This window comes from Vogesella sp. EB, assembly GCF_001037925.1.
GTDB lineage: Bacteria > Pseudomonadota > Gammaproteobacteria > Burkholderiales > Chromobacteriaceae > Vogesella > Vogesella indigofera.
The window spans coordinates 40,998-57,016 of sequence record NZ_LFDT01000021.1 but is presented as its reverse complement, the minus strand read 5'-3'; the positions used below and the strand labels follow the sequence as shown (position 1 = coordinate 57,016).

Annotated in this window: 13 protein-coding genes; 6 read left to right on the top strand and 7 right to left on the bottom strand. The window is 65.0% G+C overall.

Going from position 1 to position 16,019, the window contains the following annotated elements:
• Positions 1-138: 138 nt before the first annotated feature.
• Complete coding sequence (locus ACG97_RS12195) at positions 139-702, bottom strand: YIP1 family protein (RefSeq protein ID WP_047967638.1); 564 nt, start codon at positions 700-702, stop codon at positions 139-141.
• A 238-nt stretch (positions 703-940) separates the two neighbouring features.
• Between ACG97_RS12195 and ACG97_RS12190 the strand changes: the two genes are divergently transcribed.
• Positions 941-1,171 (top strand): hypothetical protein, encoded by a 231-nt coding sequence (locus ACG97_RS12190; RefSeq protein ID WP_047967637.1) that lies wholly within the window; start codon positions 941-943, stop codon positions 1,169-1,171.
• A gap of 14 nt (positions 1,172-1,185) precedes the next feature.
• On the opposite strand, the gene ACG97_RS17665 is transcribed toward ACG97_RS12190, so the two are convergent.
• The 4 genes from ACG97_RS17665 to ACG97_RS12170 form a co-directional block, all read right to left on the bottom strand.
• The gene (locus ACG97_RS17665) at positions 1,186-1,914 is read right to left on the bottom strand and encodes a hypothetical protein (protein ID WP_147424473.1); all 729 of its coding nucleotides are present in this window, start codon (positions 1,912-1,914) and stop codon (positions 1,186-1,188) included.
• Positions 1,886-3,271 (bottom strand): N-acetylmuramidase domain-containing protein, encoded by a 1,386-nt coding sequence (locus ACG97_RS12180; protein WP_047967635.1) that lies wholly within the window; start codon positions 3,269-3,271, stop codon positions 1,886-1,888. The genes ACG97_RS17665 and ACG97_RS12180 overlap by 29 nt, the downstream gene beginning before the upstream one ends.
• The gene (locus ACG97_RS12175; RefSeq protein ID WP_082133786.1) at positions 3,252-6,173 is read right to left on the bottom strand and encodes a type VI secretion system Vgr family protein; all 2,922 of its coding nucleotides are present in this window, start codon (positions 6,171-6,173) and stop codon (positions 3,252-3,254) included. Before ACG97_RS12175 ends, ACG97_RS12180 begins: the two co-directional genes overlap by 20 nt.
• Before the next feature lie 257 nt (positions 6,174-6,430).
• Entirely contained in the window at positions 6,431-9,928 is a 3,498-nt protein-coding gene (locus tag ACG97_RS12170; RefSeq protein ID WP_047967634.1) for an indolepyruvate ferredoxin oxidoreductase family protein, read from the bottom strand.
• A gap of 375 nt (positions 9,929-10,303) precedes the next feature.
• Between ACG97_RS12170 and rarD the strand changes: the two genes are divergently transcribed.
• From rarD to ACG97_RS12155, 3 genes are all read left to right on the top strand, one after another.
• The gene (rarD, locus tag ACG97_RS12165) at positions 10,304-11,212 is read left to right on the top strand and encodes an EamA family transporter RarD (protein ID WP_047967633.1); all 909 of its coding nucleotides are present in this window, start codon (positions 10,304-10,306) and stop codon (positions 11,210-11,212) included.
• A 148-nt stretch (positions 11,213-11,360) separates the two neighbouring features.
• Entirely contained in the window at positions 11,361-11,810 is a 450-nt protein-coding gene (locus tag ACG97_RS12160) for a GNAT family N-acetyltransferase (protein WP_047967632.1), read from the top strand.
• Positions 11,807-12,466 carry an alanyl-tRNA editing protein gene (locus ACG97_RS12155; RefSeq protein WP_047967631.1) on the top strand — a complete coding sequence of 220 codons (660 nt, stop codon included), beginning with the start codon at positions 11,807-11,809 and terminating at the stop codon, positions 12,464-12,466. The genes ACG97_RS12160 and ACG97_RS12155 overlap by 4 nt, the downstream gene beginning before the upstream one ends.
• 117 nt (positions 12,467-12,583) lie before the next feature.
• On the opposite strand, the gene ACG97_RS12150 is transcribed toward ACG97_RS12155, so the two are convergent.
• Positions 12,584-13,459, bottom strand: coding sequence for a carboxylate/amino acid/amine transporter (locus tag ACG97_RS12150; RefSeq protein WP_047967630.1), 876 nt, complete (start codon positions 13,457-13,459; stop codon positions 12,584-12,586).
• Positions 13,460-13,555: 96 nt separating this feature from the next.
• Between ACG97_RS12150 and ACG97_RS12145 the strand changes: the two genes are divergently transcribed.
• Positions 13,556-14,068: a MarR family winged helix-turn-helix transcriptional regulator gene (locus ACG97_RS12145; RefSeq protein ID WP_047967629.1), complete on the top strand. Its 513-nt coding sequence runs from the start codon at positions 13,556-13,558 to the stop codon at positions 14,066-14,068.
• 139 nt (positions 14,069-14,207) lie between these two features.
• Here ACG97_RS12145 and ACG97_RS12140 read toward each other — a convergent pair whose 3' ends face one another.
• Complete coding sequence (locus ACG97_RS12140) at positions 14,208-14,993, bottom strand: inositol monophosphatase family protein (RefSeq protein ID WP_202902773.1); 786 nt, start codon at positions 14,991-14,993, stop codon at positions 14,208-14,210.
• Positions 14,994-15,166: 173 nt separating this feature from the next.
• Here ACG97_RS12140 and ACG97_RS12135 point away from each other — a divergent pair, with 173 nt between their 5' ends.
• A complete protein-coding gene (locus tag ACG97_RS12135; RefSeq protein WP_047967645.1) occupies positions 15,167-15,895 on the top strand; it encodes a 16S rRNA (uracil(1498)-N(3))-methyltransferase in 729 nt (242 codons plus the stop codon).
• Positions 15,896-16,019: the final 124 nt, after the last annotated feature.

Below are 16,019 nucleotides of genomic sequence, written 5' to 3'. Positions count from 1 at the left end.
CCCGCGGCAGGCTGCCGCGGGGCAGCGCCGCCGGCCAGCGCGCGGCGAGCAGGAACACGTTGTCGCGTTGCGCCGGGCACTGGCTGGCCGGCAGCAGCTGGATGGCGGGACTCATCTCTGAACTCATCTCGGGCGCCCTCATAGCAGCGGTACCGCGATCAGCGCCACCAGCACCGCCCACAACAGGGCGCCGACGGTAAACACGGTGTAGGCCAGCGACTCGGTGCGGACCGAGTCCTCATGCTCGAACAGCGCGTCCAGCCCGTGATAGATCAGCAGTCCGGAAGCCAGCAGCCCGAGCAGGCCGATCGCCATATTGAAGAACGGCAGCGGCACCAGCAGCGACAGCGCCGACAGCCAGATCGGCAGCGGTGCCAGCGCCGCCAGCCGGTAGCAGTCGGCATACGGCGGCCGCGCCTCGGCGTGCACCGCCAGCCGGATGAAGCTGGCCATCAGGTGCACGCTGAACCAGTTCAGCAGCAGGAACAGCACGATCACCGCCTGCCACTGCGCCAGCGGCACCTGCGGCGCGTACACCTCGCCGTTGAAATAGGCGGCATACAGCAGCATGGCGGCGGCGAACAGCGAGGCCGGCAGCACGATGCGGAAAAATGAGCGGGCGGTCGAAGCATGGTGGTTGGCGATTTCGTCCCAGCCGTGGTGCGAGGACAGCAACATGCGAAGCGGGGTAAGCGGGGTCATGGTGACACTCCTTGCTGACGTGGCGGACGGGCACGACAGGGCGCGTCCTCTCCTGAAATATATCGCATTACGATATAAATACAAGGCGCCAGAAGACGTAGTCGTGGCTTATCCCGGTGCAGGGTGTCGCCTGCTGCACCGCAGCATCGCATGCCGGCCAGCGGCGGCAAGGCCAGTGCCGGCCTGATCCTGGCACGGCTTTTGCATTGCAACAGCATTGTCTTGATGGAGTCTTGCCATGCGATCCCTGTTTGCCAGCAGCAGCAAACCCCCGGTTACCAGCGACGCGGTGGTGTTCAATTACCAGCGCCCGACCCGCGCGCGGCTGATCGCACTGGGCACCGGCGGCCGGCTGTGGCTGGTGGAAGCGTTCGACCCGCTGCACAAGGTGTGGGTGTGGCAGGACGAGAGCAACAATATGGAGCAGGCGGTGGAAGGCGCGCGCCGGCTGAGCCTGTTTCCGTCCTGAGCCGGTGCCATAAATTACTGCCCCTCGCAACGGGACAACGCCTTGCGGGCGCTCGGGATCTCCTTGTACTTATTGGGGTTGCCGAGGCAGCGATCATCCTGAGTCAAGCTCAGTTTGCCATCAACCTCGGCAAATCGGATCAGAACGGTCATGTAACGCCAGCCCTGACCAATCTCTTCGGGGCGTTTTGCCGGGGTGTTGTCGGTGAGGTAATAGCTGATCGGGATCAACACGCCGTCACGGCCTTTACCGGCGCTGCCTATACCGTCCACGCCGTTGCACCAAGTGCCGTAGTTGTTTTCGGGGAGGGAGATTTTGAGCGCGGCAACCTTGTTTAAGTCTTTATCATTCACATAGAGTACGCAGGCGCCTCCGCCGGGTAATGTGCGATGTTTTCGCTTTTCAACTGTAGATTTTTCATACTCTAGTCTCTGCGCAGCAACTGTATAGTTAAAAGCTCTTAGATAATAATCCTTGCCATTAAAAATGGCATGCGCATGACCACAGCATCCCCATGAAATTAAGGGTATGGATGCTGGTGCAATTTCGCCTCTGGCAAGCAAATCGGCTTCGATCTTTTCTTCGTGACCCTCGAAAAAATTACTCACCTGCAATGTACTACTTAACTCCTTAAGTTCTTTATCAGAACCAAGATATTTTGTATCCAGCACCAACTCTGCATGAGAAGCGTGCATCCAGGTTAGCAATGCAACACTAAACAGCGTTTTTACAATAGTATTCATAAGCCTCTTTCATTTTGACATCGTAATCGGTATCGCTCTTGTAATTTGGACCGTTGTAATTGTAGGCAATAAGGTGCCAGTTCTTTTCCTTGACGGCTTTCCAGAGCTCGGGATTCTTCTTGATAAATCCGGCCAGAAGCCCTGTTTGGCCAAGTTCGTTACGACACATCTTTTTGACGAAGGTAAAAACAGTACCCTCCCCACACGCACTATAGTTCGCACCCATCACTTGGAATTTCCCCCACGATGCGGATTTCAATGCCGCCTCACTGTTCAGGCGGTAAGCATTGATCAGGCGCAGGTAGTCTTGCCGGTTGTCGCGGATGTCGGCGCGGTCGACATGGCCGTCGTGCATGGCAGCATCGCTGCTGTTCAGCTGCTTCGCCTTGCGATAGCCGGTCCGCCAGCAGATATCGGGATGGTCATCATGCGGACTTTTGCAACCCGCGACCCCTTTGCCGTGGCGTCGCTTCTTCTTGGTATTGGGCAGGGGGCCATTAGCGCAGGTCAGATTGTGAAAATAATGCCGCTCGAACATGATCTTGGGGGCATGCACCTTATGCTCTGCAGTGTCATTGATCACCCAAAAAGCCGAACGGCCACCGGATTCCACCTTGGCAATCGCTTTCAACACGTTAATTTCGCATTCAAGTTTCTCTGCTAGTTCTTTCCAATCATCCGCAGTAATCGGCTTGTCCTCGTACGCTTGCATGTACTTGAGCAATTCCGCCGGGAGGTCGATGCCGATCTCGATTACCGACTCCCCGCCTTTGCCTTTCTTGCTTTTCTTTTTTACAACCGGGTTGTTGGGTACGGGGCTGCCCTGCGGCTTGGACGGCAGGGCTGGCTTGGTGGAGGGGCGCGCAGGTGGCTTGGATTGTGATGTGGGGGTCGTAGGTGCACTGGGTGGGTGAGACTCCAGCCTGTCCTTGAACGACACATAGGGGCTTACCAGCGTGATCAGTTTTTCACCATACCCAGATACAGTCGCACCGACTTTTTGCCAGTTACCGACAACGTCCTTGATCAAAACCTCAACGGTGGACTTTGCACTGGCACTGACTTTTTCGTCAGACAGACCATTCTTGCCGGTTTTGCCATGATGTGCCTTGCCGTCAATCACAAGTTGATAGGCCAGATTTTCAATCGGATAGCGCAGGGCATCCAGAAATAATGCCTTGACCGAAAATGCCACACGCTCGCTCAGATAGATGGGCTGGCCGACCCGCAACAGGCTTGGGTTCTTCAGGTTGTTAAGCTTGATTAAACGGTGTAGTGGCACCCCGCTTGTCTTGGCAATCTGGCTGAGCGTATCGCCTTTTTCAACAATGTAGATTTCAGATGCTGTCTGGGTCATCGGTTTCGTCCTTGGTATGTTCTTCCCAGTCGGCAACGCCTTCTTCCATTTGCCAATTAGCGTTCAGCATCAGCATGTGGGTGAGTTTTTCTTCTGTTCTGCTTGTGGCGCTTGCCGTTTCGGCTTGCGAAGGGCTTGCACGAAGAGGGGCTAATTGCTGGCTTTCAAGCAAGCTGCTGGACTTGAATGCATTGGAAAAAGGCAACCATGCCAGCGGGAAGTCAGGCCAATCCAGCTTTTGGCTGTAACGCACCATGTCTTGGGGTAAGGGCATGGATATTGGTGCAGTTTTCAAGCTCGCCGGCCCGCTCAAATTATGCTCCGCCCCCTTCACGCTCACCGTGCCGGGGCAGTGCACTTCGATATTGCCGCCTGCCATGCGGATGTAGGCGCCGCCGCCGACGTTAAGCAGGATTTCCTCTTTCGCGGCGATGGTGATGCTGTCCTTGCACGAGGTCACCGTCACGTCCTTGTCTGCCGTCAGCTCCATCGCATCGCTCTGCGCCTGCAGCTGCACCTTGCCGCGGGCGGCAATCAGTTTCAGGCTGACCTTGTCCTTCACCCCGGCCACGAACAGGCTGATGTGCTGGCCGACGTTGTGCAGCCAGCGCCGGCCGCTGGTCTGGTTGAGGTCGCGCTGGGCCACCTGGTCGATGTTCGTGCCGGCGGCCAGGGTCAGGGAGTGGTCGGTCGTCGCGGCGAGGCCGGCCGGGGCGCTGAGGATCATGATGGGCTGCTGGCCGGCCTGGGTGGCGCCCTTGCCGGGAGCGGCTGTTTTGCCGTCCTTGTCGGTGTTGCTGCCGGCCTCCCATGCGCGCAGGGCGGCGGCGTGATGCTGCAGGTGGCCGTCGGCTTTGTTCGCGCCCTTGCCGTTGTCGGGTTTGATCTCGGCGGGGCCGGTTTCCTGCGTATCCGCCAGTTGCGCCGTAGCGGTGTCAGCCAGGCTCTGGGCGAGGGCCAGCGCGGCGTCGAGCTGGCTTTGCGCACTGTCGCGCGCCAGTTGTTTGCCGCCGGCAGTGAGCTGCGCTTCGGTGCTCAGCAGCAGGCCGTGGCCGGCACGGAGGACGCCGTGGCGGTCGGTGCGCAGCTCGAAACCTTCGCCGCGGGGTTCGGCTTTGCCGTCCGCGCGCGGGTGGGTGAGGTAGCCCTGGTTGAGCTGGGTCTTGCCGTGTTCGCTGCTGAGTTTTGCTCTGACTTCGTTTGGCGTGTCGTCGAACAGCAGTTCGTTGTACTGGCAGCCGTGGTGTTCCTTGCTCTTGATGCCGGACAGGGTGTGGTTGCCCGGCAGGCTGCCGGTGCCGCTGAAGGTTGGCGGCGGGTGGCTGCCGTTGTACAGCACGCCGGTAATCACCGGGCGGTCGATGTCGCCTTCGATGAAGTCGACCAGCACTTCCTGGCCGAGGCGCGGGATGAACTGGTGGCCCCAGCCGGCACCGGCGCTGGGCATCGCGACGCGCAGCCAGCAGCTGGAGCGCTCGTCGAGGTTGGCGCCGCTGTCCGGGTGTTCGTCCGGCCGCTGCCAGTGGAACTGCACCTTGATGCGGCCGTACTGGTCGGTGTGCACTTCCTCGTTGGCCGGGCCGACCACGGTGGCGGTCTGCGCACCGCGCGCGGTAGGCTTGGCGTGGCTGCTGGCGGCGTAGGCCGGGGTGAGCGGCAGGCCGCGACGCTGGGCGTCGAACTCGCTGCGGAACGGCGCGTCGTTGCCAGTTTCGTCGCCTGCGGCCAACGTTGGCCGCAGGGCCGCAGGCAGGCTGCGGGCCAGCTCGGCCGGCAGGTTGTTGCGCACGGCAAGCCGCTGGCGGGTAACCACGAATTCGCGCTGCTCGGGCGCGTCCCACTGATGCGCCGGATGCGCGTCGAGGCGGAACCACTGCCCGGCGGTGAGGCCGCGCACCACGCCGCCGCCGCTGAAGGTCTTGGCCTGCGCGTCCAGCGCCTGCTGCCGCAGCCGCGCGTAGTGGCTGAGCTGCTCGGCGTCGCTGGCGTAGTAGGCGCCGGGCGCATCGTAGTGTTGCAGGCTGCTCTGCAAGCGGCTGCCGTCCAGGCCCTGCTCGATCGCGGTCTCGTCGCCGCTGTGGCCGGTGGCCACCGGCTGGTAGTCGTAAGTGGCCAGCGCCACGCTGCCGGGCACGATCTGCCGTGCGCCGTCCCAGCGGGTGAGGCCGTCCTCTTCTTCGGTGGCATCGCTGCGGTGGAAACGCACGCGGCCAAGGTTGGCCGCCGGCAGGCTGTACGGATCGTCGAAGGCCAGCAGCTTGACCTGCGGGATATTCCCTCGCGACGCTGTACTACCTCGCTCGGTCACACTATCCAGGTGCTCGTAACGCCAGCTTAGCCCTTCCTCGCGCAGCAGACGGCAGATGAAGTCGTGGTCGGATTCGCGGTACTGCAGGCAGTAGCTGCAACTGGGCAGCGGGCCGGCAAGCATGAAGTCCAGCCCCTGCACTGCGGCGAACGGCGGGTTGGCCGCGGCGTGCTCGGCGAAAATCTGCCGCACGATGGCGTCCACCGACAAATCCTGGAACACGCGCGAGGTCTGGCGCAGGCGCAGCAGCGCAAACGGCGGTTCGATGGTGAGTGCGTAGCGGGCAAAGCCACCATCGCTGCCCAGTGTCTCGGCCGCGCTGACCACGCCGCAGCGCAGGCTCTCGTCACCATCGGCGCCGGCGATGCCGAGCCGCACCGGCAGCCCCAGCAGTGACTTCAATTCGATGCCGTCATCCGCCGACAGACACTCGACGCGGAAGCGGTAGTCGTCGGCCAGCGCCTCGTCACCGGACAGGCTCAGCGGCAACAGCGTCTCGCCCCAGCGGCTGCCGTCGCCCAGTTGCAGGCTGAGCAGGCGCTGGTCCTGGTTGAAGGCGGAGGCGAAGCTGGCGAGCAGGTCGGGGAGGGTCATGGCAGCGGCTCCGGAGCGGGACAAATCCACGAATTATGCCAAAGAGTTACGCATTTGTCGTTAATGCCGGCGAGTAAGCCGCCAGACCATGGCAGTCTGGCCTCGGTCCGTGTTCGTCCATGCCGCTTGCTGTCGGCAAAAAGCAGCCGGTTTGTGTCAAGGCAGCGGGGCGGGAGGGAGAGGGGGGGGGAGAGTCGCTCCACGTCCATAAAAAAAGCGGGCCAGCGGCCCGCTCAAACACCCTCAAACATTGCCCGTTACGCCACCGCACCCTTGCCGGTGTGCGGTAACGCCTCGAACGCCTGCCGCAGTTCCGCCAGCTTGCCGCGGGTGCTGGCGAGGCCGGCGTCCTTGACATGGCCGAAGCCGCGAATGCCTTCGTACTGCTTGACCATCTCAGTGGCGGTGACCAGGTTGGTCGCGGTCAGCTTGCCGCACAGCTCGTCCACCAGCGTCTCAAACTCGACTATCAGTTGCCGCTCCAGCTTGCGGTCGGCCTGGTAGCCGAACGGATCCAGCGCGGTGCCGCGCAGGCGCTTGCCGTGGGCGATGATGGCCATCGCCTTCAGTGCCCACTGGCCGAGGTTGATCTTGCGCGGCTGGTGGCCGGTCATCCAGCTGGCGCCGAAGTGGAAGGTCAGCTTGAGCGTACCGTCGAACTGCGCCGCCAGCTCGCGCTGGAACACGCCGTCGCTGTACAGCCGCGCCACTTCGTACTCGTCCTTGTAGGCCAGCAGGTGGTAGTAGTTCTTCGCCACCGCCAGTGCCAGCGCGCTGCTGCCGGGACGGGCCTGCTCTTCGGCGGCCTGTACTCTGGCCACCAGCGCCTTGTAGCGCTCGGCCAGTTTTTCGTCCTGGTAGGCGACCAGTTCCTTGCTGCGATGGTGCAGCACGCCGTCCACCGTTTCACGTGGAACGAATTGCACCACCGCCGACGGCGACACCAGCGTTTCCACGCGCTGCAGGTCGTGCGCGGCGTGGCGGCCCCAGGTAAAGGCATCCTGGTTGAACTTCACCGCGGCGCCGTTCAGCTCGACGGCGGCCATGATCGCTTCCAGCGACACCGGCACCAGCCCCTGCTGCCAGGCGTAGCCGAGCATGAACATGTTGGCCGCAATGCCGTCGCCCATCAGCGCGGTGGCGATGCGGGTGGCGTTGACCTCGGCAAAGTGGCTGCCACCGACCGATTCGATGATCGCGTCCTTCATCGCCCGCGCCGGGAAGCGCACGTCCGGGTTCTTCAGGAAGGCGCTGGTCGGCGATTCGTAGCTGTTGACCACCACGTGGCTGAAGCCTTCGCGCATCTTGGCCAGCGCTTCCTCGGCGGCGGTGACCACCAGGTCGCAGCCCAGCACCAGGTTGGCGTCGCCGGCGGCGATACGCACCGCGTGCAGCTTGTCCTGGCTGTCGGCGATGCGCACGTGCGACCACACCGAGCCACCTTTCTGCGCGAGGCCGGCCATGTCCAGCACGGTGATGCCCTTGTTGTCGAGGTGGGCGGCCATCGCCAGCACCTGGCCGATGGTGACCACGCCGGTACCGCCGACGCCGGTAATCATGATGCCGTACGGCTCGTGCAGTGCCGGCAGCTTCGGATCCGGCAGCGTGCTCATGCTGTCAAGGCCGGCCTTGTTGCCGCCGGAGGATTTTTTCAGCTTGGCGCCGGAGACGCTGACAAAGCTGGGGCAGAAGCCCTCGACGCAGCTGTAGTCCTTGTTGCAGCTGCTCTGGTCGATCTTGCGCTTGCGGCCGAGTGCGGTTTCCACCGGCAGCACCGACAGGCAGCCGGATTTCTTGCCGCAGTCGCCGCAGCCCTCGCACACACGCTCGTTGATGAAGATGCGGCGGTCCGGGTCGGGGAATTCGCCACGCTTGCGGCGGCGGCGCTTCTCGGCGGCACAGGTCTGGTCGTGGATCAGGATAGTGACGCCTTCCAGCTCGCGCAGCTCTTTCTGGATGCGGTCCAGCTCGCGGCGGTGGAACACTTCCACCCCCGGCGCCAGGCCTTCCTTCAGTCCGTGCGCGGTGCGGTACTTGTCCGGATCGTCGCTGGTGATCACGATGCGGCCAACCCCTTCGGCATGTACCTGGCGGGTGATCATCGGCACGTCGAGGTAGCCGTCGACGTGCTGGCCGCCGGTCATCGCCACCGCGTCGTTGTACAGGATCTTGTAAGTAATGTTGACCTTGCCGGCCACCGCGGCGCGGATCGCCAGCAGGCCGGAGTGGAAGTAGGTGCCGTCACCGAGGTTGGTGAAGATGTGCTTGGTGGTGGTGAACGGCGCCTGGCCCAGCCAGGTGATGCCTTCGCCGCCCATCTGGGTAAAGGTCTTGGTGCTGTCGCCCTCGATCCAGTGCGCCATGTAGTGGCAGCCGATGCCGGCCACCGCGCGGCTGCCTTCCGGCACCTTGGTCGACGTATTGTGCGGACAGCCGGAGCAGTAGTGCGGGATGCGGTTGATCGCCTCGCGCGGCTGCACCAGCTGCGCTTCCTTGTCGTCGTAGAACTTCAGGCGGTCGTGGATCACCGGGCTGTCGAAGATGTTGGCCAGCCGGCTGGCGATGGCGCGTGCGATCATCGCCGGGGTCAGCTCGCCGGCGGCCGGCAGCAGCCAGTCGCCGTGCGGCAGCGCCCATTCGCCTTTTTCGGCGAACTTGCCCACCACGCGCGGGCGCACGTCGTCGCGCCAGTTGTACAGCTGTTCCTTCAGCTGGTATTCGATGATCTGGCGTTTTTCCTCGATCACCAGGATCTCGTCCAGCCCCTGCGCGAATTCGCGCACGCCTTCCGGCTCCAGCGGCCACACCATGCCCACTTTGAAGATGCGCAGGCCGATGTCGGCGGCCAGCGCCTCGTCGATGCCGAGGTCGTCCAGCGCCTGCATCACGTCGAGGTAGCTCTTGCCACAGGTGATGATGCCCAGCCGCGCCTTCGGCGAATCCAGCGTCACGTGGTTGAGCTTGTTGACACGGGCGTAGGCCAGCGCCGCGTACAGCCGGTGGTGCAGCACGCGCTTTTCCTGCGCCAGCGGGGTGTCCGGCCAGCGGATGGACAGGCCGTCGGCCGGCAGCGGGAAGTCGTCGGGGATCACGCAGTTGACACGATCCGGGCTGATGTCGACCACCGCCGAGCTTTCGATGGTGTCGGTGATCGCCTTGATCGACACCCAGCAGCCGGAGTAGCGGCTCATCGCCCAGCCGTGCAGGCCGTAGTCGATCACCTCCTGCACGCCGGACGGCGACAGCACCGGAATCATGCTGGCGGCCAGGATGTGGTCGGACTGGTGCGGAAAGGTGGAGGATTTGGCGGCGTGGTCGTCACCGCAGATCAGCAGTACGCCGCCGTGCTTGCTGGTGCCGGCCACGTTGCCGTGCTTGATCACGTCGCCGGAGCGGTCCACGCCGGGGCCCTTGCCGTACCACATGGCGTACACGCCTTCGTACTTGGCACCGTCGAACATGTTGACCTGCTGCGTGCCCCACACCGCGGTGGCGGCCAGGTCTTCGTTGAGGCCGGGGTGAAACACCACATTGTGTGCCTTGAGGTATTTCTCCGCCTTCTGCATGTTCTGGTCGACGTTGCCCAGCGGCGAGCCGCGGTAGCCGGTGACGTAGCCGGCGGTATTGAGGCCGGCGGCGCGGTCGCGCTCCTGCTGCATCATCGGCAGGCGCACCAGCGCCTGGATGCCGTTCAGCAATACCTGTCCGGTAGCTGCCGTGTATTTGTCTTCCAGTGCGACATGGCGAATCGACATGGTTTCTCCTCCATCATTCTCTGTGCTTGTGGCAACGGGGCGAGGCCGGCCTTGTGAGCGGCGCTTGCTGGCAATCTCTATCTCTAGTTGTAGCGCCTGTGGCGTCTTTTTGTGGCCGTGCCCGGCGCGCGCAGGTGGCGGCCGGACTACTGGGCGCAGACTAGGTGACGTAAACGTAAACGTCAACATAATTGTCGTTTCACCGCGACAGCTGCGGCTTATGTGCCAGTGCAGCATGCGCGGCGGCCAGCGGCGGCAGAACACAGCGTTCCGCCCCCGCCATTGAGTAGACAGTCGGCGGGCGGTAGAGTGCACCCTTGACCCTGCCGCTACCGGCCACAAGCCGGCCTGCGGCCAACCTTTGCGGTGCCTCCCATGTCTACCTCCCGTCAGGAAACCTCGCGCGGCGTGCTGTATGCCGTCGGTGCCTTTTTCATCTGGGGCCTGTTCCCGCTGTACTGGAAGCCGCTGCACGATGTGCCGGCCTTGCAGATCCTGTGCCACCGCATCGTGTGGTCGGCCGTGTTCGTGGCGCTGATCCTGCTGCTGCAGCGCAACTGGGGCTGGCTGCTCGCCGCACTGCGCGATCCGCGGCGGGTGGCGATCTTTGCGGTATCGTCGCTGATGCTGTCGCTGAACTGGCTGATCTATATCTGGGCGGTCAACGAAGGCCGCGTGGTGGAGGCCAGCCTCGGCTACTTCATCAATCCGCTGGTCAACGTGCTGCTGGGACGGCTGTTTCTCGGCGAGCGGCTGACGCGGCCGCAGGCTGCCGCCGTTGCCTTCGCGACACTGGGGGTGGGCTGGCTGACGCTGACCGCCGGCAGCCCGCCATGGATTTCACTGAGTCTGGCCGGCAGCTTCGGCATTTACGGCCTGCTGCGCAAAAAGGCGACGCTGCCCTCGCTGGAAGGCCTGGCGCTGGAGACCTTCCTGATGACGCCGCTGGCCGCCATCGCGTTGCTATGGTTCAACTGGCAGGGGCAGGGTGCCTTTGGCCAGCAAGGCACCGCCACCGACCTGCTGCTGCTCGGCGCCGGGGTGGTAACGGCCATTCCGCTGCTGCTGTTCGCCAGCGGTGCGCGACGGCTGAAACTGGCCACCGTCGGCCTGATCCAGTACCTCGGCCCCACCATCCAGCTGTTGCTGGGGGTATGGCTGTATAACGAGCCGTTCGGCAACGACCGCGCCATCGGCTTCGCGCTGATCTGGAGCGCTCTGGCGCTGTACTCCGGCGCCGGGCTGCTCAGCTACTGGAAGCAACGCCGCCTGCAGCAGGCGTAAACCGGCGCACGGCAACCACATGCGGCCAACCCTGGTTCAGGGTTGGCCGCATTGCTTTTGGCAGCGCGCTTCACACAGTGTTCTGCCCACCGCGCTTGCCGCCACGGCCAGCCGGCAGTAGCGTGACAGGCTGCTACCGGAGACAGACATGGCCATCACATTCGATACCGACAAGCAGCGGCTGGACCGCGACATGGTGTACCGCTACCTGAGCGGCGAATCCTACTGGGCGCGCGGCCTGCCGCGTGACATCTTCGAGCGCTCGCTGGATGGCGCGCTGTGCATCGGCGGTTATGACGAGCATGGCCGGCAGGTGGCGTTTGCGCGCGTGATCAGCGATTTCGCCACCTTCGCCTACCTTGGCGACGTGTTCGTACTCGACAGCGTGCGCGGCCAGGGCGTGGGCAAGGCGCTGATGAGCTACATCCAGGCCCATCCGCAGCTGCAGAACCTGCGCCGCTTCATGCTGGCCACCGCCGACGCCCACGGCCTGTACGCGCAGTACGGCTTTGCCGCGCTGGGCGCGCCGCAGCGCATCATGGAAAAGGTGGAGCCGGACATCTACCAGCGGCTGGCCGGCGGGCACGCCCAGCCATGACGCACAAGACCTTCTGGGACGACCCCTACCGGTGCGAGCTGGCCACGCAGGTCGCCACGGTGGACGGCGAGCGCGTCACGCTGCAGGCCACCATCTTCTACGCCGAGAGCGGCGGCCAGGAGAGCGACAGCGGCAGCATCGCCGGCCTGCCGGTGCTGCAGGCGGAAAAACTCGGCCGCGACATCGTCTACACCCTGGCCGCCGGCCACGGCCTGCAAGCCGGCGATGCGGTGACGGTGCGCATCGACTGGCCACGGCGCTATCGTCTGATGCGGCTGCACTTCGCCGCCGAACTGGTACTGGAAACCATCTGCCAGACGCTGGCCGGCGTGGAGAAAATCGGCGCCCACATCGGCGAACACAAGGCACGCATCGATTTTGCGCTGCCGCAGCCGATCAGCGCGCAGCTGCCGGCACTGCAGGCCCGCATCGATGCGCTGATTGCGGCCAACCTGCCCATCACCAGCGCCTTTGCCGATGCGGCGAGCGAGCGTCGCTACTGGGAAATCGCCGGCTACGGCCGCGTGCCGTGCGGCGGCACCCACCTCCAGCGCACCGCAGAGGTTGGCCGCATCGCACTGAAACGCAAGAACGTGGGCAAGGGCAAGGAGCGGGTGGAGATCACGCTACGGGACGATGGGCCGTCGCCCGGGTAGCGGCAGGAGGCGTGTGCTATCCCGTTGCCCGGACGGCCACCGGCGCCGCGCCGGCCAGCCACCGGCGACGCAAAAAAGCCGCCCGTGGCGGGCGGCTTGCCTGACTGACGGGGCCACTCACCCCGCCCGCGCCGGGCGGCGGCTGCTGGCCAGCTGCACGCACAGCACGCTGGCCAGCACCGTCACCATGCCGATCAGCGTCCAGCCGTGCAGGCGCTGCCCCAACGCCACCCAGCCCAGGATCACCGCCGCCACCGGGCTGAGCAGGCCCAGCGCCGACACCGCCACCGGCGGCAGCAGGCGCAGGCCGCGGAACCACAGGCCGTAGGCCAACAGCGCGCCCACCAGCGACAGGTAGGCGTAGCCCGCCACGTTGGCCGCGGACAGCGCCGGCAGCGGCGGGTCCAGCCACAGCGCCGCCGGCAGCAGCATCAGCCCGCCCAGCGCCAGCTGCCAGCCGGTCAGCGCCAGCAAGGGCAGGCTACTGCCCCAGCGCCGCGCGAGGTACATGCCCAGCGCCATCACCACCGCGCCGCCGGCGGCGGCCAGCACGCCCAGGCCGTCCCACTGCGCGTTACCCGCATTCAGCAGCACCGCCATGCCGGCAAGGCCGGCGCAGGCGGCCAGCAACACCAGCGGCCGCGGCGTCTGCCGCTCCAGCCCCCACAGCAGTGCCATCATCAGCAGCGGCTGGATCGCACCCAGCACCGCGGCGATGCCGCCGGGCAGGCGGTAGGCGGCGACAAACAGCAAGGCCTGGAAGGCGCCGATATTCAGCAGCGACAGCAGCAGCAGCCGTGGCCATTCCTGGCGCTGCGGCAGGTGACGCGTCCACAGCAACAGCAACAGGCCGGCCGGCAGCACGCGCAGCACGCCGGCAGTAAACGGCAGGCCGGGCGGCAGCCATTGCGTGGTGACCAGATAGGTGGAACCCCAGATCAGCGGCACCACGGCGGTCAGCAGGGTATCGCGCCACAGGCGGGAAGCAGGCATCACGGATTTATCTCCCATTCAAGATATAATCAGCGTATCGCCAATTTATCTTCAACTCAAGATATTTATCTTGAACACGAGCTATCCGGAGCCGGCATGGACACACTGAACACCCCCGACGCCGTGGACGCCATCCGCGCGCAGTGGCAGCGCGAGCGTCCCGACCTCGACACCCGCGACATGGCGCTGATCGGCCGCCTGGCCCGCTGCGCCGGCCAGCTGCAAAAGCGGCTCAACGACACCTTCGGCCAGTACGGCATCTGCAACTGGGAATTCGACGTGCTGGCCACGCTGCGCCGCAGCGGCGCACCGTACTGCCTGGCACCCACCACGCTGTTTTCCAGCCTGATGCTGTCCTCCGGCACCATGACGCGCCAGCTGCAGCTGCTGACCGAGCGCGGGCTGGTGGAACGGCTGCCCAACCCGGCCGACGCGCGCAGCCTGCTGGTGCGGCTGACCCCGGACGGGCTGGCGCTGGTCGAGGCAGCGCTGGACGCCCACGTCGCCAATATGGCGGCCATCCTCGCCCCGCTGCCCGCCGAACCCCATGCCGCGCTCGACGCCGGCCTGCGCCAGTTGCTGGCGGTACTGGAAGCTCCCGCGCCGTGAGCCGGCACGCTGCGCTGCGGATCATCGGCCGGCCCGGAGCGTCCGCGCCGGCAGCGCCGGCCAGACCATCCCATGCGCCAAAAACAATGCGGCCAACCTTGCCCAAGGTTGGCCGCATCGTTTCCGGGTATCCGCCGGTTTACTGGTTGGCGCGCACCCAGCGGTGCCAGTGGCCGAACAGCTCCGGGTCCAGCGCCGCGATCACCGAGCGCTTCCACAGCGTGTCCGTCCAGTAGTCATCGGTATTGAGGCTGGCGATGCGGCCGCCGGCTTCTTCCAGGATCACCGCGCCGGCGGCGTAGTCCCACAGCCGCTGGCCGCCGTGCAGGTACAGGTCGTAACGGCCGGCGGCGAGGAAGCACCAATCCAGCGTGCTGGAGCCCATGCTGCGCTGGCTGCCGAACGGCGCCACGCTGTTCATGCGCGCCGCCAGCTTGCCGGAGCGCAGGTACTTGATCTCCACCGCGGCGATGGCGTCGCCCATGCTGTTGCGCGTGGTCTTCAGCGGCAGGCGGTTGCCGTTGAGGTAGGCGCCCTTGCCGCGCCGCGCGTAGAACATCTCGTCGGCCACCGGGTTGTAGATCACCCCCAGCTCGCTGATGCCGTTCACCATCAGCGCCACCGAGATGGCGAAGTAGGGCAGGCCGTTGACGAAATTGGTGGTGCCGTCGATGGGATCGACCACCCACAGCCCGTCCGGATTGGCCGCCCACAGCGCGTCCTGCTCCTCGCGCGTCATTTCCTCGCCCAGCACCGGGTGCGGCAGAATCAGCGGCAGGTCGCGCTGCAGCGCCTGCTGGCAGCCAAGATCGGCCTCGGTAAACAGCGAACCGTCGTCCTTGCGCGTCTTGCCGACGCGCAAAAAGCGCGGCATGACCTCGGTCTGGGCCACGTTACGAACGGTACGGATGACCTCGTCGACCACCTGCATGCGCTTCTCCTGGCGCGTCCGCCGGTCAGCGGACGGGTTAACACGGTTGGCAGGCCGGTGGGCCCGCCCCTCAAGCCGTCCCCGCGGGGGCGAATTGAAAACAGTGGTTGTTGCAATTGCAGCAAAACAAGCAAAATACCGCCATCACCACAGACTTTCAACACACCATGCCCAGGTTTTTTGTTGCCACACCCCTCGCCGGCCTGCGTTCGCTGTCCCTTCCCGACCATGTCGTGCGCCATGTACAGGTATTGCGGCTGAAAGAAGGCGACGCCATCACCCTGTTCGACGGCCGTGGCGGCGAGTACCAGGCCACGCTCACCGCCATCGCCAAGCGCGATGCCGACTGCGACATCAGCCGCTTCGACGACAGCAGCCGCGAGTCGCCGCTGTGGCTGGGACTGGCGCAGGCGATCTCCAGCGGCGACCGCATGGAGTTCACCCTGCAGAAGGGGGTGGAGATGGGCGTCAGCGTGTTCCAGCCGCTGATGACCGAGCGCAGCATCGTCAAGCTGGCCGGCGACCGCGCCGACAAGCGCCTCGCGCGCTGGCAGGAGATCATCGTCTCCGCCTGCGAACAGTGCGGGCGCAATACCATCCCCGAGGTGCTGCCTATCCTGACGCTGAAGCAGTGGCTGGCGGCGAAGCCGGACGGCGACGCGCACCTGGTGCTGTCGCCACTGGGCACGCAGCGGCTGGCCGACATCGCCAAAGCGCCGGCGCGCGCGTGGCTGATGGCGGGGCCGGAAGGCGGGCTGTCGGCGGCGGAAGAGGCGGCGGCGATCGACGGCGGCTGGACGCCGCTCAAGCTCGGCCCGCGCATCCTGCGCACCGAAACCGCGGCGCTGGCGGCGGCGGCGGCGATGCAGACGGTGTGGGGCGACTACGGCGCCTGAGACCGCGCCCGGCCGCGTACTGTCTGGCCGCACCTCCGGTTTCGCTGCGGCCAACCCTGGGCCTGACTCAAGCCGGCGGCAAGGTTGGCCGCAACGGATCCCGCAATGAAAAACGGTGGCTGTA